19 protein-coding genes and 1 other RNA gene are annotated in these 22,072 nt (G+C 62.6%); 4 read left to right on the top strand and 16 right to left on the bottom strand.

Features of this window, described 5'->3' with window-relative positions; all coding sequences use genetic code 11:
* Positions 1 to 201: 201 nt before the first annotated feature.
* From ACZ9H4_RS13320 to gyrA, 16 genes are all read right to left on the bottom strand, one after another.
* Complete coding sequence (locus ACZ9H4_RS13320; protein ID WP_476119243.1) at positions 202 to 567, bottom strand: ComEA family DNA-binding protein; 366 nt, start codon at positions 565 to 567, stop codon at positions 202 to 204.
* 78 nt (positions 568 to 645) lie between these two features.
* Positions 646 to 1,638, bottom strand: a complete 993-nt coding sequence (rfaD, locus tag ACZ9H4_RS13315; RefSeq protein ID WP_408140907.1) for an ADP-glyceromanno-heptose 6-epimerase — start codon at positions 1,636 to 1,638, stop codon at positions 646 to 648.
* A 154-nt stretch (positions 1,639 to 1,792) separates the two neighbouring features.
* A complete protein-coding gene (gene rfaE1 / locus ACZ9H4_RS13310; protein ID WP_408323650.1) occupies positions 1,793 to 2,800 on the bottom strand; it encodes a D-glycero-beta-D-manno-heptose-7-phosphate kinase in 1,008 nt (335 codons plus the stop codon).
* Complete coding sequence (locus ACZ9H4_RS13305) at positions 2,766 to 4,169, bottom strand: UDP-glucose dehydrogenase family protein (RefSeq protein WP_408140904.1); 1,404 nt, start codon at positions 4,167 to 4,169, stop codon at positions 2,766 to 2,768. The genes rfaE1 and ACZ9H4_RS13305 overlap by 35 nt, the downstream gene beginning before the upstream one ends.
* A 144-nt stretch (positions 4,170 to 4,313) precedes the next feature.
* Positions 4,314 to 5,489 (bottom strand): lipopolysaccharide assembly protein LapB, encoded by a 1,176-nt coding sequence (lapB, locus tag ACZ9H4_RS13300; protein ID WP_408140902.1) that lies wholly within the window; start codon positions 5,487 to 5,489, stop codon positions 4,314 to 4,316.
* A gap of 70 nt (positions 5,490 to 5,559) precedes the next feature.
* Positions 5,560 to 5,853 (bottom strand): LapA family protein, encoded by a 294-nt coding sequence (locus ACZ9H4_RS13295; RefSeq protein WP_476119242.1) that lies wholly within the window; start codon positions 5,851 to 5,853, stop codon positions 5,560 to 5,562.
* Positions 5,854 to 6,255: 402 nt separating this feature from the next.
* Positions 6,256 to 6,579 (bottom strand): integration host factor subunit beta, encoded by a 324-nt coding sequence (locus ACZ9H4_RS13290; RefSeq protein ID WP_007180889.1) that lies wholly within the window; start codon positions 6,577 to 6,579, stop codon positions 6,256 to 6,258.
* A gap of 21 nt (positions 6,580 to 6,600) precedes the next feature.
* Positions 6,601 to 8,334, bottom strand: coding sequence for a 30S ribosomal protein S1 (gene rpsA, locus ACZ9H4_RS13285; protein ID WP_121315383.1), 1,734 nt, complete (start codon positions 8,332 to 8,334; stop codon positions 6,601 to 6,603).
* Positions 8,335 to 8,499: 165 nt separating this feature from the next.
* Positions 8,500 to 9,186: a (d)CMP kinase gene (cmk, locus tag ACZ9H4_RS13280; RefSeq protein WP_408140899.1), complete on the bottom strand. Its 687-nt coding sequence runs from the start codon at positions 9,184 to 9,186 to the stop codon at positions 8,500 to 8,502.
* Positions 9,187 to 9,221: 35 nt separating this feature from the next.
* Positions 9,222 to 10,526, bottom strand: coding sequence for a 3-phosphoshikimate 1-carboxyvinyltransferase (gene aroA / locus ACZ9H4_RS13275; RefSeq protein WP_408140897.1), 1,305 nt, complete (start codon positions 10,524 to 10,526; stop codon positions 9,222 to 9,224).
* A 19-nt stretch (positions 10,527 to 10,545) separates the two neighbouring features.
* Positions 10,546 to 11,487, bottom strand: a complete 942-nt coding sequence (locus ACZ9H4_RS13270) for a prephenate dehydrogenase (protein ID WP_408152525.1) — start codon at positions 11,485 to 11,487, stop codon at positions 10,546 to 10,548.
* A gap of 65 nt (positions 11,488 to 11,552) precedes the next feature.
* A complete protein-coding gene (gene hisC, locus ACZ9H4_RS13265; RefSeq protein WP_476119241.1) occupies positions 11,553 to 12,665 on the bottom strand; it encodes a histidinol-phosphate transaminase in 1,113 nt (370 codons plus the stop codon).
* 95 nt (positions 12,666 to 12,760) lie between these two features.
* The gene (gene pheA / locus ACZ9H4_RS13260; RefSeq protein ID WP_121315388.1) at positions 12,761 to 13,843 is read right to left on the bottom strand and encodes a prephenate dehydratase; all 1,083 of its coding nucleotides are present in this window, start codon (positions 13,841 to 13,843) and stop codon (positions 12,761 to 12,763) included.
* A gap of 63 nt (positions 13,844 to 13,906) precedes the next feature.
* Positions 13,907 to 14,989, bottom strand: a complete 1,083-nt coding sequence (serC, locus tag ACZ9H4_RS13255; protein WP_408152523.1) for a 3-phosphoserine/phosphohydroxythreonine transaminase — start codon at positions 14,987 to 14,989, stop codon at positions 13,907 to 13,909.
* 324 nt (positions 14,990 to 15,313) lie between these two features.
* Complete coding sequence (locus tag ACZ9H4_RS13250) at positions 15,314 to 15,916, bottom strand: DUF2059 domain-containing protein (RefSeq protein WP_408140887.1); 603 nt, start codon at positions 15,914 to 15,916, stop codon at positions 15,314 to 15,316.
* Positions 15,917 to 16,044: 128 nt separating this feature from the next.
* On the bottom strand, positions 16,045 to 18,681 hold the full coding sequence (gene gyrA, locus ACZ9H4_RS13245) for a DNA gyrase subunit A (RefSeq protein ID WP_408140885.1): 2,637 nt from the start codon (positions 18,679 to 18,681) through the stop codon (positions 16,045 to 16,047).
* Positions 18,682 to 19,159: 478 nt separating this feature from the next.
* Here gyrA and ompA point away from each other — a divergent pair, with 478 nt between their 5' ends.
* The 4 genes from ompA (at position 19,160) to ssrA (ending at position 21,952) form a co-directional block, all read left to right on the top strand.
* Positions 19,160 to 19,807: an outer membrane protein OmpA gene (ompA, locus tag ACZ9H4_RS13240; protein ID WP_408140883.1), complete on the top strand. Its 648-nt coding sequence runs from the start codon at positions 19,160 to 19,162 to the stop codon at positions 19,805 to 19,807.
* Between the two features lie 238 nt (positions 19,808 to 20,045).
* A complete protein-coding gene (gene ubiG / locus ACZ9H4_RS13235; RefSeq protein WP_408140881.1) occupies positions 20,046 to 20,744 on the top strand; it encodes a bifunctional 2-polyprenyl-6-hydroxyphenol methylase/3-demethylubiquinol 3-O-methyltransferase UbiG in 699 nt (232 codons plus the stop codon).
* A 28-nt stretch (positions 20,745 to 20,772) separates the two neighbouring features.
* Positions 20,773 to 21,486: an HAD family hydrolase gene (locus tag ACZ9H4_RS13230; RefSeq protein WP_408152522.1), complete on the top strand. Its 714-nt coding sequence runs from the start codon at positions 20,773 to 20,775 to the stop codon at positions 21,484 to 21,486.
* A gap of 96 nt (positions 21,487 to 21,582) precedes the next feature.
* Positions 21,583 to 21,952, top strand: a transfer-messenger RNA (tmRNA) gene (gene ssrA / locus ACZ9H4_RS13225).
* The last annotated feature ends 120 nt before the right edge of the window (positions 21,953 to 22,072 follow it).

The raw sequence follows: 22,072 nt of genomic DNA, 5'->3' as shown, positions 1-22,072 counted from the left end.
CGTCCGCCATGCCATTGCGACGCGCAAAAAGCCCGGTGTGAGCCGTGCACCCACCACGCAAAAAGCCCGCGGCTGAGAACCGCGGGAGCCAGTCATCTGCATGACAGCTGAAGGAGTGTTCGTTTCACTCCGACCATGAAGGGGGCGACGGCCGCGGGCTATGCGCGCAGTGGAGCAACCGCGCGCACAGCCCGCGTCGGCTTATTTCTTCACCACCACTGCGGGGTTGCTTTTGGACGCGTCGGCCGGAGCGGCCGCGCCTTTGGTCTGTGCAGCCGGCGCAACCTGCGTGTTAGCAGCCGCGCCAGCCGGACCGACAGCGAGACCCTCCGCCTGCAGGCGCTCGATGGTATGCCCGCCCATGCCTTTGACGCGCTTGCCGAGATCGGCCGGGTCCTTGAACGGACCATGCGCTGCACGCTCGTCGAGAATGGCCTTCGCTTTGGCAGGACCGATGCCTTTGATGCCGCGCAGCGCATCCTCGTTAGCCGTGTTGACATCGACCGCCGCATACGCGTGGCCGAATGCGGCGAGCATGGCCGCGGTAACCAGAATTTTTCGAAACATATGGAACCTCCCTCGTACAACCGGTTGGCGACCATCACCAACCGGGGAGATTCCAGTTTAAAGAGGGATCCGAATTATTTACACCTGGCCGAACAGCCAACGTACGTAACGATCGACACCTTCCTGCACGCTCAGGAACGGCGCGTCGTAGCCAGCCGCGCGCAGCTTCGACTGGTCGGCCTGCGTGAAGCACTGGTACTTGCCGCGCAGCGCATCGGGAAACGGAATGTACTCGATCAGCCCGCGCTGCACCTGATCCGCGAGCGACAGCGCCGGTTCGTTGTTCAGCGCGCGCAGCGTGTTGACCACGGTGCTCGCGATGTCGTTGAACGGTTGCGCACGGCCGCTGCCGAGATTGAAGATGCCCGATTTGTCCGGATTGTCGAAAAAGAACAGATTGACCTTCACCACGTCTTCGACGGAAACGAAGTCGCGCGTCTGCTCGCCGGCCGCATAGCCGTTGTATTCGCCGAACAGCTTGACCTTGCCTTCGGCGCGGAACTGGTTGAAGTTGTGAAACGCGACCGACGCCATGCGCGCCTTATGCGTTTCGCGCGGCCCGTACACGTTGAAGTAACGGAAGCCCGCAATCTGGCTCTTCGCGGTGGGCAGCACGCGGCGGATCACCTGATCGAACAGGAATTTCGAATAGCCGTACACGTTCAGCGGCTGCTCGACTTCACGCTCTTCGACGAAGCGGCTCGACCCGCCGTACGTCGCCGCCGACGACGCATACAGAAACTGGATGTTCTGCGCGAGGCAGACATCGAGCACGTCCCGGCTGTAGCGGAAGTTGTTGTCCATCATGTAGCGGCCGTCGGTCTCCATCGTGTCCGAGCAGGCGCCTTCGTGGAAAATCGCGCGCACCTTGCCGAAGTCGCCGCGCTTGAAGCGCTCGACGAATTCGGTCTTGTCGAGATAGTCGTCGATTTCGCAGTCGACCAGATTCTTGAACTTGTCGGCGCGCGTGAGATTGTCGACGGCGATGATGCGCTGTTCGCCGCGCTCGTTGAGCGCCTTCACGAGATTGCTGCCGATGAAACCGGCCGCGCCGGTGACGATGAGAGTCATGATGATCCTGCGGTAATGAGCCTTGCGTGGGACTGGAGCTGAGCGCTAAAGCGCCCACTCCAATCGACAGCTTTGCATGGGACTTCGGTTGACGCCCCGCGGGTTCTTTTTCACGCTGCGCGACGGCGCGTGACGAAAGACCCGGCGGGCCGCATCAATGAAAGAGTTCGTCGTAGTCGACGGTGGCGGTGCCGAGTTTGCCGACCACGATGCCCGCCGCGCGATTCGCGAGGCCGACCGCGTCGACCAGCGTGAGACCCGCACCCAGCATGGCGGCGAGCGTGGCGATCACGGTGTCGCCTGCACCCGAGACATCATACACTTCGCGTGCGACGGCCGAAGTGTGCAGGACGCCGTCATCGGAGAAGAGCGTCATGCCCTCTTCCGAGCGCGTCAGCAACAGCGCCTTGAACGCCAGTTCGGCGCGCAGCTTCGTCACGCGCGCGAGCAGATCCTCCTCGGACTTCCACTGACCGACGACTTCGCGCAACTCGGCGCGATTCGGCGTGATCAGCGTCGCGCCGCGATAGCGTTCCCAGTCGTCGCCCTTCGGATCGACCAGCACCGGCTTGCCCGCCGCGTGGGCCTTCGCGATCATCTGCGTGACATGGGTCAGGCCGCCCTTCGCGTAATCCGACATCAGGATCACATCGTGCGACGGCAGCAACTCGTCGAAACGCGCGAGGCTCGCGAGCAGCACTTCGTGCGCCGGCAAGTTTTCGAAGTCGACGCGCAGCAACTGCTGCTGCCGCGACAGCACGCGCAGCTTGATCGTGGTGAGCAGCGCCGGATCGCGTTCAAGATACGGCGTCACGCCGCTTTCGCCGAGCAGCTGCACGATGCGCTCGCCGGGTTCGTCATGGCCGACCACGCACAGCAGGCCCGCTTGCGCGCCGAGCGCGACCGCATTGCGCGCGACGTTCGCCGCGCCGCCCAGACGGTCTTCCTGACGCTGCACGTGCACCACCGGCACCGGCGCTTCAGGCGAGATGCGGTTCACGTCGCCGAACCAGTAACGGTCGAGCATCACGTCGCCGACCACCAGCACGCGCGCCGCGCCGAGCTGCGCGCGCGGCACGACCGTGAGCTGCGCCGCCGGCGTGGACGCAGGGGCTCCCGGCATGGCCTCAGGCATCGGCCGGAAGTTCAGTGGGTTGGGCATAAGGGCGTCCAATCGAGTGATAGTCGATGCCGAGTTCGGTCATCGCGTCCGGTTCGTACAGATTGCGGCCGTCGAAAATCTGCGGCGACTTCAGCACCGATTTCAGGTGCACGAAATCCGGACTCTTGAATTCCTTCCATTCAGTCACGATCACGAGCGCGTCGGCGCCGGTGAGCGTTTCGTCCTGCGTGCTCGTGAAGGTCAGACGCGCGAGCTGCTCGGGCGCATCGTGCAGATCGAGCTCGAATACGCGGCGCGCTTCAGTCACCGCGACCGGGTCGTACGCGCGCACCTGGGCGCCGCGCGCCAGCAGTTCAGCGACCACGCGACGGCTCGGCGCTTCGCGCATGTCGTCGGTGTTTGGCTTGAATGCGAGGCCCCAGAGGGCGAACGTGCGGCCGCTCAGATCGTCGCCGAGCCTGGCGGTGATCTTCTGAACCAGCACGTCCTTCTGCTTGTAGTTCACTTCCTCGACCGCTTCGAGAATGCGCAGATTGTGGCCACTCTCGCTGGCGGCGCGAATCAGCGCCTGCACGTCCTTCGGGAAGCACGAGCCGCCATAGCCACAACCGGCATACAGGAAGTGATAGCCGATGCGCGGGTCCGAGCCAATGCCGCGGCGCACCGCTTCGATATCCGCGCCAACGCGGTCCGCCAGATTCGACATTTCGTTCATGAACGAAATGCGCGTGGCGAGCATCGCGTTGGCCGCGTATTTGGTGAATTCGGCCGAGCGCACGTCCATGTGCAGCGTGCGCTCGTGATTGCGGTTGAACGGCGCGTACAGACGCTTCATCAGTTCGCGTGCGCGCTGGCCGGCTTCGTCTTCGTCGCTGCCGATCACGATGCGGTCGGGCCGCATGAAGTCGTCGACCGCCGCGCCTTCCTTCAGGAACTCGGGGTTGGAGACCACCGAAAAGCGATGCTGTTCGCTGTCCGCGAGTCCGCGTTTGGCGAGCTCTTCCGCGATGACCGCGCGCACCCGCTGCGCGGTGCCGACCGGCACCGTCGATTTGTCGACGATCACCTTGAAGCCGTTCATCGTGCGGCCGATGTTGCGGGCCGCCTCGAGCACGTATTGCAGATCGGCCGAGCCGTCTTCGTCAGGCGGCGTGCCGACCGCGATGAACTGCACGTCACCGTGCGCCACGCTGGCCTCGACATCCGTGGAGAACGTGATGCGGCGCGCCGCGCGCGTGCGGGCGATCATCTCCTGCAAACCCGGCTCGTGAATCGGCACGCCGCCGTTATTGAGGATTTCGATCTTGCGCGGATCGACGTCGAGACAGAAAACGTCGTGTCCGATCTCAGCGAGACACGCGCCAGTGACGAGGCCGACATAGCCCGTGCCAATAATGGTGATTTTCATACGCTTTCCGGTAGAGGGTTCCGGTGAGGATTGCCGGTCATGAGGCCGGCGGCGAACTCGCTGCAAAATCCGCCCGCGCCGGTGCTGCCGCCATACGCGGGGGGCGGCGGCCGTGCGGTTAAAGCCGCCGCGGCCGCCATGGTGTCAGCTCGACGCGACAATCGGTTCGACACGACGCGGCGCATAGGTTTCCCATCCGCTGCAACCCGGGCACTGCCAATAGAAAAGCCGCGCCCTGAAGCCGCAATTCTGGCACGTATAGCGTGGCAGATTCTTGGTGCGCTGACGGATCAGTGTACGCATCAGTTCGAGTTCGCTGCGCCGCGGTTCTTCCGCGACGGCCTGCTGCGCCTCCAGCAAGCGCGTCATGCCAGCCAGGTTCGGCGACTTCTGCATTTGCGAACGCGCCAGCGCGTGCGCCGCATCGGGACCGCGCAGAGACGCGACGTGCTGATAGGCCACGTCGAGCAGATCGTTGGTCGGATGCCGGTCCACCCAGGCGGTCAGCAGATCGGCGCCTTCCTGCGGACGGCCGAGCGCCTCATAGGCCTTCATCACCTTTTCCGCGACCAGCGGCAGATAGGCCGGATTCTGCTCCTCGACGCGCCGCCATTGCTCGATGGCCGCGGCCTGCTCCCCGCCGGCCACGTCGACGTCGCCGAACAGGATCGTTGCGCGCACGTTGGTCGGGTTCGCCTTCAGCGCGAAGCCGAGTTGGCGGCGGGCCTCGTCCGGATTTTGCTGCTGCAGCGCTTCCTGCGCGAGCTCGCAATGGAATTGCGCGATTTCCTTGCCGAGCGATTCGGCGCCCATCGTTTCCAGATGGCGCGCGGTGTCGATCGACTTGACCCAGTCTTTCTCGATCTCGTAGATGGTGAGGAGCGCTCGTTGCGCGCCTAGTGCGTAGTCGCCGGTTTCGAGCGACCGGAAAGTTTCCTCGGCGCGATCGAGCAGGCCCGCTTTCAGGAAGTCCTGGCCCAGTTCGTAAAGCGCGTGGTCGCGCTCGCTGACCGGCAGGTCGGCGCGGCTCAACAGATTCTGATGCACGCGAATCGCGCGGTCCGTTTCGCCACGGCGCCGGAACAGGTTCCCGAGCGCGAAATGCAGCTCGATCGTTTCAGGGTCGAGCTTGACCACTTCGATGAACGCATCGATCGCCTGGTCAGGCTGCTCGTTGAGCAGGAAGTTCAGGCCGCGGAAGTACGAGCGCGGCAGGTTGGCGCTTTCGGACAGCAGCGTCTTGAGGTCGTAACGCGCAGCCATCCAGCCGAACGCGAAAGCGACGGGTATGACGAGCAGCCACCAGAAGTCTAGATCCATGCGATTAATGCAAATGTGCGGGAAAGCGGGAACGGAAAGCCGCGCTCAACCTTGCGCGGCGGAGGGAAATTCAAATCAGCGGCGGCATGGGCGGCTGCTCGACCACCGCCGGCGTTTCGCGCGCCACGCGCAACTCGCGCTTGAGCCGGCCATTTTCCATGCGCAGGCGCACCGTAGCAGGCATCGCCGACACCAGCCCGGCCACCAGCCCCACCACGAAGAACGCGAGACCGATCAGGATCAAGGGCGCCGACCACATGTAGCCAGCGAGGAAATTCAACGTAGCAGGTTGTGTGTTGGAGAGCGCCAGCACCAGCAGCAGCACGAACACCAGCACACGGATCAACCAGACGATAAATTTCATGAATAGGTCTCTTGACGGCAGTTGCGGAGTGACGCCGGCCTGATGACGCGTCGCGCCAGGATATTGCCCGCGCCGAAGTGACCCGTATTGTAATTGAAGCCCTCGTGGCTGGGCAGGAAGTGGCGGATTGCGGGCTTACGTGAGGTTTGTTTATCTTGCTCTTGTCGCAAATGGGGATTGGGACGTGCGGGCGGGCGTGGCAGGGTGGCGAGCGACGGGCACGCGCGAACCCGGCTCGGGGTGGCTTGGCTTAGCGCGGCGCGGCAAAGCAGTTGCGACAATGCGGCTCGAAAATCTATGGGCGAAAAAAAAGCGCCCAAAGGCGCTTTTTCTGGTCTTTTGCCAACTGGCTTTGGCCGCTGACGCTAGCAATGCCACGCTGCAAAACGCGCAGCGAAGCATTTACAGGTCGTCATCCGGCTCTTCGGCCTTCAACGGCTCGCCCGCGCGACGATCCACCCGCTCACGCAACTCCTTGCCGGGCTTGAAGTGCGGTACGTACTTCTCAGGTACCAGCACCTTCTCGCCCGACTTCGGATTGCGTCCGACGCGGGAAGGACGGCGGTTGAGGCCGAAGCTGCCGAAGCCGCGAATTTCGATACGATGACCGTTGGCAAGCGCCTCCGACATCGCATCGAGCATCGTCTTCACCGCGAAATCCGCATCTTTGAGTACAAGTTGCGGAAATCGCGTAGCCAGCTGGGCGACCAATTCCGATTTGGTCATACTGCAGCAGACCTCTCAGGCTTACTGGTTCTGGCCGTCGAGCTTGGCCTTCAGCAGCGCGCCGAGGTTCGTCGTGCCGGTAGCTGCCGCACTCGAATCCGACGAAGCCAAACCACGGATGGCTTCCTGTTGCTCAGCCGAATCCTTGGCCTTGATCGACAGGTTGATGCCACGCGACTTGCGATCGATGTTGATGATCATCGCGTTGACCTTGTCGCCTTCCTTCAGCACGTTGCGAGCATCTTCCACGCGGTCTTGTGCGATTTCCGAAGCGCGCAGGTAGCCTTCGACTTCAGCCGACAGCTGAACCACTGCACCCTTCGCGTCCACCGTCTTGACCACGCCGTCGACGATCGAACCCTTGTCGTTCATTGCAACGAAGTTGCTGAACGGGTCGCCTTCGAGCTGCTTGATGCCCAGCGAAATGCGTTCCTTCTCGACGTCGATGCCGAGAACAATCGCTTCCACTTCGTCGCCCTTCTTGTACTTGCGAACTGCTTCTTCGCCCGTTTCGCTCCACGACAGGTCCGACAAGTGAACCAGACCGTCGATACCGCCCGGCAGACCGATGAAGACGCCGAAGTCGGTAATCGACTTGATTGCGCCTTGCAGCTTGTCGCCCTTCTTGAAGTTGCGGCTGAAGTCGTCCCACGGATTCGGCTTGCACTGCTTCATGCCGAGGCTGATACGGCGGCGGTCTTCGTCGATTTCGAGAACCATGACTTCGACTTCGTCGCCCAGCTGCACAACCTTCGACGGTGCAACGTTCTTGTTCGTCCAGTCCATTTCCGACACGTGGACGAGGCCTTCGATGCCCGATTCCACTTCGACGAATGCGCCGTAGTCGGTGATGTTGGTGACCTTACCGAACAGGCGCGTGCCCGACGGGTAACGGCGCGAGATGCCTTCCCACGGATCGTCGCCCAGTTGCTTGATGCCCAGCGAAACGCGGTTCTTCTCCTGGTCGAACTTGAGGATCTTCGCGGTGACTTCCTGGCCAACCGACAGCACTTCGCTCGGGTGACGCACACGACGCCATGCGATGTCGGTGATGTGCAGCAGGCCGTCGATACCGCCGAGGTCCACGAACGCGCCGTAGTCGGTGATGTTCTTGACCACGCCTTCCACGATCGCGCCTTCCTTCAGCGTTTCGAGCAGCTTTGCGCGCTCTTCGCCCTGGGTTGCTTCGATCACGGCACGGCGCGACAGCACGACGTTGTTACGCTTGCGGTCGAGCTTGATGACGCGGAATTCCAGCGTCTTGCCTTCGTACGGAGTCGTGTCCTTGACCGGACGCGTATCGACCAGCGAACCCGGCAGGAACGCGCGGATGCCGTTGACCATCACGGTCATGCCGCCCTTGACCTTGCCCGTGATCGTGCCGGTCACGAGTTCGTTGTTGTCGAGCGCTTTTTCCAGCGACAGCCACGATGCCAGACGCTTCGCCTTGTCGCGCGACAGGATCGTGTCGCCATAGCCGTTTTCCAGCGCGTCGATCGCGACGGAAACGAAGTCGCCCGCCTGCACTTCTACCTCGCCCGCGTCGTTCAGGAACTCTTCGAGCGGGATGTAGGCTTCGGACTTGAGACCAGCGTTGACGACCACGAAGTTGTGGTCAACACGCACGACTTCGGCGGAGATCACTTCGCCGGCGCGCATGTCTTGCTTGGTCAGCGACTCTTCGAACAGAGCCGCAAAAGATTCGGTATTCGGGGTAGAGGTTTGCAGGTCGGACATAAAAATCAAAATTTGCATGGTTCTCGCGGTGCCCGGCTGGCCGGACGGTCAGCAACTTCGGCAAGAAAGCGAATGCCACGCGGGGTTAAAGGGTTAATACAACGCTTCACGACAATCGCGAAGCACCTACTGACAACGGACTTCTACTGCGCCCACGCGCTGACTCGAAACACCGCTCCTGAATCAGCCATGCGGGACTATAGCTTCATACCATTGCACCACTTGTTCGACCGCCTGGTCGACCGACAATGCGGAGGTATCAAGCAGCTTTGCATCCGCTGCGGGCTTGAGTGGCGCGGCTGTGCGCTGACTGTCACGCTCGTCGCGCTCACGCAAATCCCGAAGCAAGTCATCCATATTAGCAGAAAATCCTTTTTGGATCAATTGCTTATGCCGCCGCGCCGCGCGGGCCTCGACACTGGCGGTCATGAACACCTTCAGCACGGCGTCCTGGAAGATCACGGTGCCCATGTCGCGGCCGTCGGCAACCAGCCCCGGCTCCTTACGAAAAGCCCGTTGACGCGCCACCAGCGCGGCTCGCACGGGCGCGTGCACGGCGATCGCCGACGCGCGGCTGCCGACTTCCTCGGCGCGAATTTCGGCCGATACGTCGACGCCGTCGAGCTGCGCCAGCCCCTCGCGGAAGGTGATATGCAGGTCGTCGATCAGTTTGACAAGGGCGTCGGCATCGTCCGGCGCGATGCCATAGCGCAGGCTGGCCAGCGCGGCAAGCCGGTACAACGCGCCGCTATCCAGCAAGTGAAAGCCTAGGCTCGCGGCAACCAGCGCGGCCACGGTGCCTTTGCCGGAGGCACTCGGGCCGTCGATCGTAATGACGGGCGTCTGGTGAAAGGGACGGGTCGGTTTCATCGAAAAAGTCGCACGTCAGTCGATTCGGGGTCGAATCAGGGTTGAGCGAGCGCGGTGAAGCGCTCGAAATAATCGGGAAACGTCTTGCCGACGCACTTCGGATCGTTGATGCGGATCGGCACACCGCCGAGGCTCACCAGCGAGAAGCACATGGCCATCCGGTGGTCGTCGTAGGTGTCGATGGAAGCGTTAGGAATCAGTTTCTCCGGCGGCGTGACGACGAGGAAATCCTCACCCTCCTGCACCTTCGCACCGACCTTGCGCAACTCGGTCGCCATCGCGGCGATCCGGTCAGTTTCCTTCACGCGCCAGCTGGCAATGTTGCGCAGCGTGGTCGTGCCGTCCGCGAACAGCGCGGCGACGGCGATCGTCATGGCCGCGTCGGGGATCAGGTTGAAGTCCATGTCGATCGGATCGAGCTTGCCGTGGTCGTTGCCGACGCCGCGCACTTCGATCCAGTCGTCGCCCATCTGCAGGTTCGCGCCCATCTTGATGAGCGCATCGGCAAAGCCGACATCACCCTGGATGCTCGCGCGGCCCACGCCTTCCACTTTCAGCGGCCCGCCGCCGAGCGCGCCGGCCGCGAGGAAATAAGATGCGGACGATGCGTCGCCCTCGACCATGATCGTGCCCGGCGACTGGTAGCGCTGCCCCGACGGCACGACGAACTGGTGCCAGCCGTGACGCTCTACCTCGATCCCGAAGCGCGCCATCAGCTTGATCGTGATCTCGATGTACGGCTTCGAGATCAGTTCGCCGTCCACCTGCACGGTGGTCACGCCGCTTTCGGTGCGCAACAGCGGCAGCGTCATCAGCAGCGAGGTCAGGAACTGGCTCGACACGTCGCCGCGCACGCGGATCGGGGCGTCGGCGGTGATCTGCGCCGGGCGAATCCGCAGCGGCGGATAGCCTTCGTTCTCTTCGTAGTCGATCTTCGCGCCGATCTGGCGCAAGCCGTCGACCAGATCGCCGATCGGCCGCTCGTGCATGCGCGGCACGCCGTGAATCCGGTAGTCGCCGCCATTTACGGCCAACGCCGCGGTCAGCGGACGCACCGCCGTGCCCGCATTGCCGAGAAACAGGTCGGCCTGGCGCGCGGTGAACGCACCACGCGTGCCGGTCACGACGCAGGCGTCGCCATCGCGCTTCAGACGCACGCCGAGCTTTTCGAGCGCATCGAGCATCACGCGGGTGTCGTCGGAGTCGAGCAGGTTCGTGATCGTCGTTTCGCCTTCGGCGAGCGCCGCGAGCAGCAACACCCGGTTCGAAATGCTCTTCGAGCCGGGCAGACGAACCGTGCCGGACGCACGAGAAAATGGTCCGAGATCGAGGAATTCCATGATTGAGTCCAGTTTCCGGTTATTTCGACGCGTCGCTTTGGGCCGTGCCCGCCGCGCGCTGTTCCTGCCATTCGGTGCGCGCGACTCGCGAGCGCGCGAATACGGCTTCGAGCGCGGCGCCGTCGGCGGCGTCGATCGCCGCGCGCAGGCGCGCGAGCACTGCGGTGTACGCGTCGAGTTCGTCGAGCAGCGCGACGCGATTGGCGACGCACACGTCGCGCCACATTTCCGGGCTCGACGCGGCGATACGCGTGAAGTCACGGAAGCCGCCCGCCGCGAACGAGAATTTCAACGCGGCGTCGGGTGAATTGAGAATCTGCTCAACCAGGGCGAACGACAGCACGTGCGGCAAATGGCTGACCGACGCGAACACGCGGTCGTGCTGCGCGGGCGTCATTTCGCGCACGAGAGCGCCGGTGGCGCGCCACATCGCCGCGACCCGCTCGACCGCCTGCGGCGCATTCTCTGGCAGCGGACACAGCACGACGTTGCGGTTCACATACAGATCGGGCAAGGCGGCATCGACGCCGCTCGACTCGCGGCCGGCAATCGGATGCCCCGGCACGAATTGGCCGATCCGCGCGCCAAGCGCCGCGCGAGCCGCATCGACCACGTCCGACTTGGTGCTGCCCGCATCCGTGATGATCGTGCTCGCGTCGAGATACGGCGCGATGCGTTCGAGCAACGGCAGCGTCTGCGCGACGGGCGCCGCCAGCAGCACGAAGTCGGCACCGGACAGCGCTTCACGCAGCGCGGCTTCGTCGCTCAACGCCGCGGCGCCGTCGACCACGCCCAAGGCCAAAGCGCGCTCGCTCGACGCGGACGAACGCCCGACGCCGATCACCTTGCGCGCCCCCTCGGTCTCGCCGCGTTCACGCAGCGCGCGCGCGAGCGACCCGCCGATCAGCCCGACACCGAAAATCACCAGCTTGTCAAAAGAAAACGCGGCCACGTCGGTCACAGGAAAAGCGCGCCAGTCATGCCGATCAAGTTTGCCGATCAGGCGCGCGGGTCAAGGAGTACCGCTTACGCGGTGGCGAGCGTCTTTTCGAGCGCCGCGAGGAACGCTTCGTTTTCTTCCGGCAGGCCGATCGTAATGCGCAGCCATTGCGGCAAACCGTAGTTGCCGACCGGACGCACGATCACGCCCTGCTTCAGCAATTCGAGGTTGACGCGGTTGCCGGCCGCGTCGTCGCTGCCGACGCGCACCAGCACGAAGTTGCCGTCCGACGGCACGTACTCGAGTCCGAGCTTGTCGAACGCTTCGGTCAAACGGAGATAGCCTTGCGCGTTCAGCGCCGCGCTCTTCTCGAGAAACGCCTTGTCGTTCAACGCGGCGATGGCCGCGGCTTGCGCCAGCGTATTCACGTTGAACGGCTGACGCAGACGGTTCAGCAGATCGGTCAATTCAGGCTGGGCAATCGCGAAGCCGACGCGCAGGCCGGCGAGGCCGAACGCCTTCGAGAACGTGCGCGACACCAGCAGATTCGGATAACGGCGCACCCATGCGATCGAGTCGTAACGCTTGTCCTGCGGCAAATATTCCGTGTACGCCTCGTCGAGCACCACGGCAACATGGCGCGGCACCTTATCGAGGAACGCCTCGAGCTTCGGACCTTCGATAAAGGTGCCGGTCGGATTGTTCGGATTGGCGACGAAGACGAGGCGCGTATCGTCGGTGATCGCGGCGAGCATCGCGTCGAGGTCATGGCCGTACTTGACGGCCGGCACGACGATCGCGCGCGCGCCCACGCCTTGCGTGGCGAGCGCGTAGACCGCGAACGAATACTGCGCGAAGACGATCGACTGCCCCTTCTCGACGAACGCGTGCGCGGCGATTTCGAGGATGTCGTTGCTGCCGTTGCCGAGCGTCACCCAGTCGGCCGGCACGTCGTAGCGCTCGCTCAGCGCGGCCTTCAGTTCGAAACCGTTCGCGTCCGGATAGCGCCCGAGTTCGCTGGCGGCTTGCGCCATCGCGCGTTGCGCCGACTCCGGCATGCCGAGCGGATTCTCGTTCGATGCGAGCTTCACGATGGTCGCTTCGTCCAGCCCGAACTCGCGGGCCACTTCCGAAATCGGCTTGCCGGCGATGTAAGGCGCGATCGCGCGCACGTAGGAGGGGCCGAAAGACGCTGTCATGAATATCTCCGAACGACGATGTGTAATTGAATGTGCGACTGGGCGGCCTGATGCCGCCCGAGTCTCATTGCTTGCGTTCCGTTGCCGGCTTGCCGTCAGCGGGCGCGCGGATACGAACCGAGTATCTTCAGAAACGCGGCTTTTTCGCCGAGTTCGGTCAGCGCGGCGGCAACCGCCGGGTCGTCGCGATGGCCTTCGACGTCGATGTAGAAGTAGTACTCCCACGTGCCGACGCGCGCCGGACGCGATTCGAAGCGGGTCATCGACACGCTATGGCGCGCGAGCGGCTCCAGCAGCTTGACCATCGCACCCGGCTCGTTCACGACCGACACGATCAGCGAAGTCTGGTCGTAACCGCTCGGGCCGGCCGGCTGCTTGCCGATCATGACGAAGCGCGTGCGGTTGTGCGGGTCGTCCTGAATCAGCGCGTTCACCACCAGCAGACCGTAATGGGTCGCGGCACGATCGCCGGCGATGGCCGCGACGCTCGGATCTTCCGCCGCCATCCGCGCGGCTTCCGCATTGCTCGACACCGCCTGGCGCTCCAGATGCGGCGCGTTCGTCGACAACCAGCGCTGGCACTGGGCGAGCGCCTGCGCATGCGCGCACACGCGCTTCACGCCCGTGAGGCCGCCGTTCAGCGTCAACAGATTGTGGTGAATCGGCAAGGCCAGTTCGCCGCCGATCGTCAATTGCGTCTGCAGCAGCAGATCGAGCGTGCGCGACACCGCACCTTCGGTCGAATTTTCAACCGGCACCACGCCGAATTCTGCCGCGCCCGCCTCGACGGAGCGGAACACTTCGTCGATCGAGGGGCACGGCAGGCCTTCGATCGACTGACCGAAGTACTCGTGCATCGCCTGTTCGCTATAGGTGCCGACCGGCCCGAGGTACGCGGCCTTGATGGTCTTTTCGAGCGCGCGGCTTGCCGCCATGATCTCGCGCCAGATCGCGCTGATGTGCTCGCTCGCGAGCGGCCCTTCGCTCATGTCCTGCAACCGCGCGATCACCTGCTGCTCGCGTTCGGGGCGAAACACCGGCGCGTTGAAATGCTTCTTGACCTCGCCCACTTCGAGCGCCACCGCGGCGCGCTGGTTGAGCAGTGCGATCAACTGCGCGTCGAGCGCGTCGATGCGATCGCGCAGGGGTTTGAGTCGGGTATTGAGTTCGTCGTCCATTGCGTGAAAACGGTCCTGCCGGGTAACTGCTGGAAAGGATGCGCGCGCCTGCGAGTCGAGGACTCAGGCGTTGCGCTGTTCGAATTCCTTCATGTATTCGACAAGCGCTTTGACGCCTTCGAGCGGGACGGCGTTATAAATCGACGCCCGCATGCCGCCGACGGACTTGTGGCCCTTTAGCTGCACCATTCCCCGCGCTTTCGCGCCGGCCAGGAAATCGTCGTTGCGCGACTCGTCGGCGAGGAAGAACGGTACGTTCATCCGCGAGCGCGAGCCCCGCTCGACCTTGTTCAGATAGAAGCCGCTCGAGTCGATTGCGTCGTACAGCAGCTTCGACTTCTCGAGATTGCGCGCTTCCATTGCGGCAAGGCCGCCCTGCTTCTTCAACCACCTGAACACCAGCCCGGCAATGTAGATCGCGTAGGTGGGCGGCGTGTTGTACATCGAATTGTTCTCGGCGACGGTCTTCCATTCGAAGGCCGACGGGCAGATTGCCTGCGCGCGATCCAGCATGTCCTCGCGCACGATCACCACCGTCACCCCGGCCATGCCGATATTCTTCTGCGCGCCGCCGAACAGCACGCCGTACTTGGCGATGTCCATCGGGCGCGACAGGATGTGCGACGACGCGTCAGCGACGAGGGGAATATCGCCGAGGTCGGGAATCTCGAAAGTCTCGACACCGTGGATGGTTTCGTTCGTGCACAGGTGCACGTATGCCGGATCATCCGACAACTGCCACTCCGAGCGCGCCGGTGCGCGTGTAAAGCCGTCCGCCGTCTGGCCAGTAGCGGCCAGATGTACGGTGCCGTACTTCTGCGCTTCCTTGAACGATTTCTGCGACCACGAACCGGTGATGACGAAATCCGCCCGAGGCTTCCCGCCCATCAGATTCATCGGCACGATGGCGTTCTCGCCCAGACCGCCGCCCTGCAGGAACAGGATGCGATGACTCGCCGGCACCGCGAGCAGCTCGCGCAAGTCGGTGAGCGCTTCCTCGTGGATCGACATGAATTCTTTGCCGCGATGGCTCATTTCCATCACGCTCATGCCACTGCCTTGCCAATCGAGCATCTCGTCGGCGGCCTGGCGCAGCACTTCTTCGGGCATGGCTGCCGGGCCGGCTGAGAAATTAAAGACGCGCATCGTGAAATCCTGGAAGCGGGCGCGAAAAAAGAAAGATCGCGCAAAAATCGGCGAAGGTGGCAACCGGGTAGGCAGCCACGGTGAAACGGGCCACGCGAATTCGACGGCTTGGGTTCACTGGCGAGAACAGGCCAAAGCGAATGCCACAATGAATCCGCCGGGATTCTGCGCCAAAAAAAGATAATGGCCGTCTGCGCGTGTGCGCAAACGGCCATTATCGCATTGTCAACGCCAACCCGCCAAACCCGGCGCGCCGTACAAGCTACGAGGCGCGCTTACCCGGCGGCGGCTCGCGCGACTTCAGCGCAGCCTTTCGACCTGGAATTACTTGGCCGGCTTGACCGAAGCGACTTCCTTGTCAGCCTGGTCACGCGTTGCCTTGATCGATTGCGGCATGTACTTTTGCATCAGACCGTTCACGACGTCGCGGCCCACCTGGTCTTGCACCTGGATGAACTTGCGGCCGGTCGCGCTCTTGTAGAACGCGGTCAGGTCCTTGATTTCCGACGTGCTGTAGTACTTCGCGTAGGCGTCGTACTGAGCTTGCATTGCGTCCTGACGGAAGCTGTCGGTTGCGAACACTTGGCCTGCGCCGTCAACCAGCTTCGGCACGGCGTTCTTTTGCAGCGACGGCACAGCAGCTTGCTTCTGCTTATCCGACATCGTCTTGTTTTCGCTCAGCGCGTCCGACAGGATAGCCGGAACCAGTTGCTTCGCTTGCATCTGCGCGCTGTTGCCGATCGCGCCGACCAGCTTCTGTGCGTCGATCGCGTCCAGCAGGTCCTTGATGGCAGCCTGCTTGGCCGGGTCAACCGGTGCTGCGGCTGCAGCCGGAGCCGCCGGGGCCGGGCTTTGCAATGCCTGAGCCATAGCGAACGTCGGCACGAGGGCAGCCAGCAACATCAGTTGTTTGAATCGTTTTTGCATCATTACTCCCTGAGAGAAATTAACTTGAACTGCGCGCTGCGCGGGATACGTATCGATCCGACACGCCATTGATCCCGGCGCAGCTTAGCTTTCAACCATTAACTGAGACTGAAATCGGCCGACGTGAATCAGGCTGCGCCACCGTCTTCACTGCCGTTGCCACCTTCGGCAGGACCTTCGGCGTCGCCTTCCACATCACCCTCCGCTTCCGCCTCAGCAACCTGTTGCAGACCGGAAAGCTTGGTCCCTTCGTCAAGGCTGATGAGTGTAACACCTTGGGTTGCACGTCCCATTTCGCGGATTTCCGACACGCGCGTGCGAATCAGCACACCCGTATTGGTGATCAGCATGATCTGCGCTTCCTGATCCACCAGCGTCGCGGCGACGACCTTGCCGTTGCGCTCCGACGTCTGGATCGCGATCATGCCCTTCGTGCCGCGCCCGTGCCGGGTGTACTCGATGATCGGCGTGCGCTTGCCGAAGCCGTTTTCGGTGGCGGTGAGCACCGACTGCTGCTCGTCGCCGGCGACCAGCAACGCGATCACGTTCTGTCCGTCTTCGAGCTGCATGCCGCGTACACCGCGCGCCTCGCGACCCATCGGACGCACGTCGTTCTCGTCGAAGCGCACTGCCTTGCCCGAATCCGAGAACAGCATCACGTCGTGCTGGCCGTCCGTGATGGCTGCGCCGATCAGGTAATCGCCGTCATCCAGACCGACGGCAATAATACCCTTGCGCAACACGCGGCTGAAGGCTTCCAGCGGCGTCTTTTTGACGGTGCCTAACGCGGTGCCCATGAAGACGAATTTGTCAGCCGAAAACTCCTTGACCGGCAAGACAACCGTAATCTTTTCGCCTTCCTGAAGCGGGAAGATATTGATGATCGGACGGCCCCGCGAGTTCCGCGAACCCTGCGGAACTTCGTAGACCTTCACGCTGTAGACCCGCCCGCGATTCGAGAAGCACAGAATGTGATCGTGCGTGTTCGCGATGAACAGTGTGTCGATCCAGTCGTCTTCCTTCATTGCCGTGGCCTGTTTGCCGCGACCACCCCGCTTCTGCGCGCTGTACTCGGACAGCGGCTGCGATTTCACATAGCCCGCATGCGACATGGTCACGACCATTTCCTGCGGCGTGATCAGATCTTCGGTGTTCAGCTCGGTGGCGTTCAGCTCGATCTTCGAGCGGCGCGCGTCGCCGAATTCGGCTTTGATCGACGTCAGTTCGTCGACGATGATCGCCGTAATGCGTTCCGGGCGAGCCAGAATGTCCAGCAGGTCGGCGATCTGCGCCATCACTTCGCGGTACTCGCCGATGATCTTGTCCTGCTCCAGACCAGTCAGGCGCTGCAGACGCATCTGCAGAATTTCTTGAGCCTGGGTGTCGGACAAACGGTAGAGGCCATCGGATTGCATACCGAACGACGGGTTCAACCCGTCCGGACGGTAGGCTTCACGACCACCCGCCGACGCGTTTTCCGCCTCGGCGCGCGACAACATCTCGCGCACCAGCGACGAATCCCACGGACGCGCCATCAATTCCTGCTTGGCGATCGGCGGAGTCGGCGCGGCCTTGATGATCGCGATGAACTCGTCGATGTTGGCGAGTGCGACCGCGAGGCCTTCGAGCACGTGACCGCGTTCGCGGGCCTTGCGCAGTTCGTATACAGTGCGCCGCGTCAGCACTTCCCGGCGATGCGACAGGAAGCACGACAGCATTTCCTTCAGATTGAGCAGCTTCGGCTGGCCGTCGACCAGCGCGACCATGTTCATGCCGAAGGTGTCCTGAAGCTGCGTGGCCTTATACAGATTGTTGAGCACCACTTCCGGCACTTCGCCACGCTTCAGCTCGATCACGACGCGCATGCCGCTCTTGTCGGACTCGTCGCGGATGTCGGAAATGCCTTCGAGCTTCTTCTCGTTGACCAGCTCGGCGATGCGCTCCAGAAGCGAGCGCTTGTTCACCTGGTACGGCAGCTCGTCGACGATGATCGCCATGCGCTGGCCGCGGTCGATTTCCTCGAAGTGCGTGAGCGCGCGCATCACCACGCGGCCGCGGCCCGTGCGATAGCCGTCGCGCACGCCAGCCACGCCGTAAATGATGCCGGCGGTCGGGAAGTCGGGCGCAGGGATGATCTCGATCAGCTCGTCGATCGTCGCTTGCGGATTCTTCAGCAGATGCTGGCACGCGTCGACGACCTCGTTGAGGTTGTGCGGCGGAATGTTCGTTGCCATGCCGACCGCGATGCCGGACGAGCCATTGATCAGCAGATTGGGAATGCGCGCGGGCAGGATGGCCGGTTCGTTTTCGCTGCCGTCGTAGTTCGGCGTGAAGTCGACCGTTTCCTTGTCGATGTCGGCCAGCAGTTCGTGGCCGATCTTCGCCATGCGGATTTCGGTGTAACGCATCGCCGCGGCGTTGTCGCCGTCGACGGAACCGAAGTTGCCCTGGCCGTCCACCAGCATGTAGCGCAGCGAGAAGTTCTGCGCCATGCGGACGATGGTGTCGTATACAGCCGTGTCGCCGTGCGGGTGGTATTTACCGATGACGTCGCCGACGATACGCGCCGACTTCTTGTACGCGCGGTTCCAGTCGTTGTTCAGTTCGTGCATCGCGTACAGCACACGCCGGTGCACCGGCTTCAGGCCATCGCGAACATCGGGAAGCGCACGCCCTACGATCACGCTCATCGCGTAATCGAGATACGAACGACGCATTTCCTCCTCTAGGGAGATTGGCAGAGTCTCTTTGGCGAATTGATCCATTATCCGTATCTTTTACATGCCAAGGCAACGGATCAGTCCCGCGCCTTCGCGTAAGCATTGCAGGCGCAACGCATCACGCGATTCTAACATGCCGTGAATCCGCCTCCGCCGAGGGTACGTATACCTACTAGCAGGAGTTCCCGAGGGCGTTCGCGGGCACCCCGCTTTCGAACCGGCCAGGCGCGATTCGTGCGTGGGGCAATCCGCCGCTCAGCCATGACTGGCGGCGCGTTCAAGCGATTGCTTCTGTTGCGCATGCACCACAATTACAGGGCGATTTGATCGGGCGCGGATTTTTTTATCGTCGGAAGGGAACGATATGGCAAAATGCCAACGCACAAAGAGTTAGACACTGCTCGAAGTCTACACACCAAGTTTTTTGTTCCGCACCAATGTTATACTTCGAGCAATGTATGACTTGTCTTCGTCAACAGGCTCGCAGTAAACCTGCGGTAATCTCAATTTCGAGAGGAGAAATATGAATAAACTTTCAAAGCTCGCGTTCATTGCAGCTACCGCAGTTATGGCTGCATCCGCCGTGGCGCAGTCGGTGCCGGCGTCGCGACAAGCTACGAACGACAACTGGGTGAATGGTACCGGCGAATACGTGTGGATGAACGGCACGAACGAGCTTTGCTGGCGCGATGCATTCTGGACGCCGGCAACGGCCAACGCCAAGTGCGACGGCGCCCTGGTTGCCCAGGCTCCGACCCCGCCGGCACCGGTCGCACCCGCACCGGCTATCTCTAGCGAAAAGATTACGTATCAAGCTGACGCGCTGTTCGACTTCGACAAGGCAATTCTGAAGCCGGCTGGCAAGGAAAAGCTGAGCGAACTCGCATCGAAGATTCAAGGCATCAACCTGGAAGTCGTCGTCGCAACGGGTCACACGGACCGTATCGGTACGGACAAGTACAACGACCGTCTGTCGATGCGCCGCGCTCAAGCTGTGAAGGCATTCCTGGTCAGCAAGGGTGTCGAAGCCAACCGTATCTATACGGAAGGCAAGGGCCGTCGCAACCCGGTCACGACCGGTTGCAACCAGAAGAACCACAAGCAACTCATCGCCTGCCTCGCACCGGATCGTCGCGTGGAAGTCGAAGTTGTGGGCACGCCGAAGCAGTAAGTTTCAGGTTGCCGCAGTATCAAAGCCCCGCTTCGGCGGGGCTTTTTTTATGCATGGCCGCGTCGCGTAATAGACGTCGCGTCGCCCTGTGGCAGACGCGAGCGTCGTCCACCAAGCCGCGCGGCCACCCATGGAGGCCACGCACACGCCGTCCTTTTGCCGCCCTGTCCCTCGACCTATATACTCAGGGTTTATCCTCGAGCGCCCGCTCACCGCTCTCATCGAGGCAGCTTTCGCCATGACCAACGCCGATCCCCACGAACTACAGAAATTCAGCGACCTTGCGCATCGGTGGTGGGACCCGAACGCCGAATTCAAGCCGTTGCACGAACTCAACCCCATTCGCCTGAACTGGATCGATGCCCACGCGCATCTCGCGGGCAAGAACGTGCTGGATATCGGCTGCGGCGGCGGCATTCTCTCCGAATCGATGGCCGGCCTCGGCGCGCACGTGAAGGGTATCGACCTGTCGACCCAGGCGCTCGGTGTCGCCGATCTTCACAGCCTTGAAAGCGGCGTAACCGTTAATTACGAAGAAATCGCCGCGGAAGCGCTCGCCGCCCGCGAACCGGGAACGTACGACGTGGTCACCTGCATGGAAATGCTCGAGCACGTGCCCGAACCCGGTGCGATCGTCGAGGCCTGCAAGACGCTGGTGAAGCCTGGCGGCTGGGTGTTCTTTTCAACGTTGAACCGCAACGTGAAGTCGTACCTGTTCGCGGTGATCGGCGCCGAATACATCGCGCGGATGCTGCCCAAGGGCACGCACGACTACGCGCGTTTCATCCGTCCGTCGGAGTTGGCGGGCTTCGTGCGCGCCGCCGGCCTGCGCACGGCCGACATCAAAGGCATCGTTTACAACCCGCTCAGCAAGCATTTCGCGCTGTCCGCCGACACGAGCGTGAACTACCTGCTCGCCTGCCGCCGCGACGCCTGATCCGCCGACACGCCTAACCGAACCGACAATGAGCGACCCTACTCCCCTGCCCCAACGCGAAGACAACGACGACGCGCTCGGTCTTTGCCTGGCTGTACTGTTCGACCTCGATGGCACGATGGCCGACACGGCGCCCGATCTCGCGGCCGCCGTCAACAAGATGCGCCACGATCGCGGCCTCGAGATGGTGCCGCTCGAAAACCTGCGTCCGCTGGCATCGGCGGGGGCACGCGGGCTGATCGGCGGCGCGTTCGGCATCGGCCCGGACAATCACGAGTTCGCGTCGATGCGCGAAGAGTTTCTCGCCAACTACGAAGCGGACTTGTGCATCGAGACGACGCTCTTTCCCGGCATTCCCGAGCTACTCGACGACCTCGATGCGCGCGGCGTGCGCTGGGGCATCGTCACGAACAAGGTGGCGCGGCTGACCGAGCCGCTGGTCGCTCAGCTTGGCCTCGAAGAGCGCGCGGGCTGCGTGGTAAGCGGCGACACGACTGCGCATTCGAAGCCGCACCCGGCGCCTTTGCTGCATGCCGCACGTGAACTGGACGTGGTACCGGAGCGCGTCGTCTACGTGGGCGACGACCTGCGCGACGTGCAGGCCGGCTTCGCCGCGGGCATGAAGACCGTGGCAGCCGCGTACGGCTACTGCGGCAATGATATTCCACCGACGCAATGGCACGCGCAGCATGTCGTGCAGTCGCCGGGCGAACTGCGGAAGCTGCTGCGCGACATCGGCTGAAGCGCAATGGCAGCCGCTATGCCAATGAGTCAGGACGTGGCCGTCAATCTACTGTAAAATCTACGTCTGGCTCAGAAATCTTGAGCAACGAACCGCGGGGGCGACCTGGTTTCGACAGGGGTTGCGAAGCGGCTAGGGCATGTCGAGGACCCGTCACCTCGTTAATCAATGGGAAAAACGTAACTGCAAACGACGATACGTTCGCACTGGCAGCCTAAGGGCCGCCGTCCTCTGCCTAGTTCACTGACGGGCTAGTGTCGCAAGACCGGTAGCAATACCGACAGAGGTCATATACGTCAGTTAAGCCTTGGCGGCGTCACGACGTCCGGGTCGAAAATCTAGTGAATCGCCTTAGTGCAGCGTGTTCGTCCGCGTCACTGGGGTTAAATCAAATGACAGAACTAAACATGTAGAACTGGTCGTAGAGTGCTTCTGGACGCGGGTTCGATTCCCGCCGCCTCCACCAAACACCGCGCAAGCAACAGCGTTGTATAGAAAACCCCGTTAGCCGCAGGCTCCCGGGGTTTTTTGTTTCCACACTGCAGCCCGGCATTCGCCAGCCTTTCCACTTAGCCTGACCCGCGCG

Source organism: Paraburkholderia sp. TE9906, from assembly GCF_056279605.1.
The sequence above is the reverse complement of the archived record's forward strand: the minus strand, read 5'-3'. Positions and strand labels throughout refer to the sequence as shown.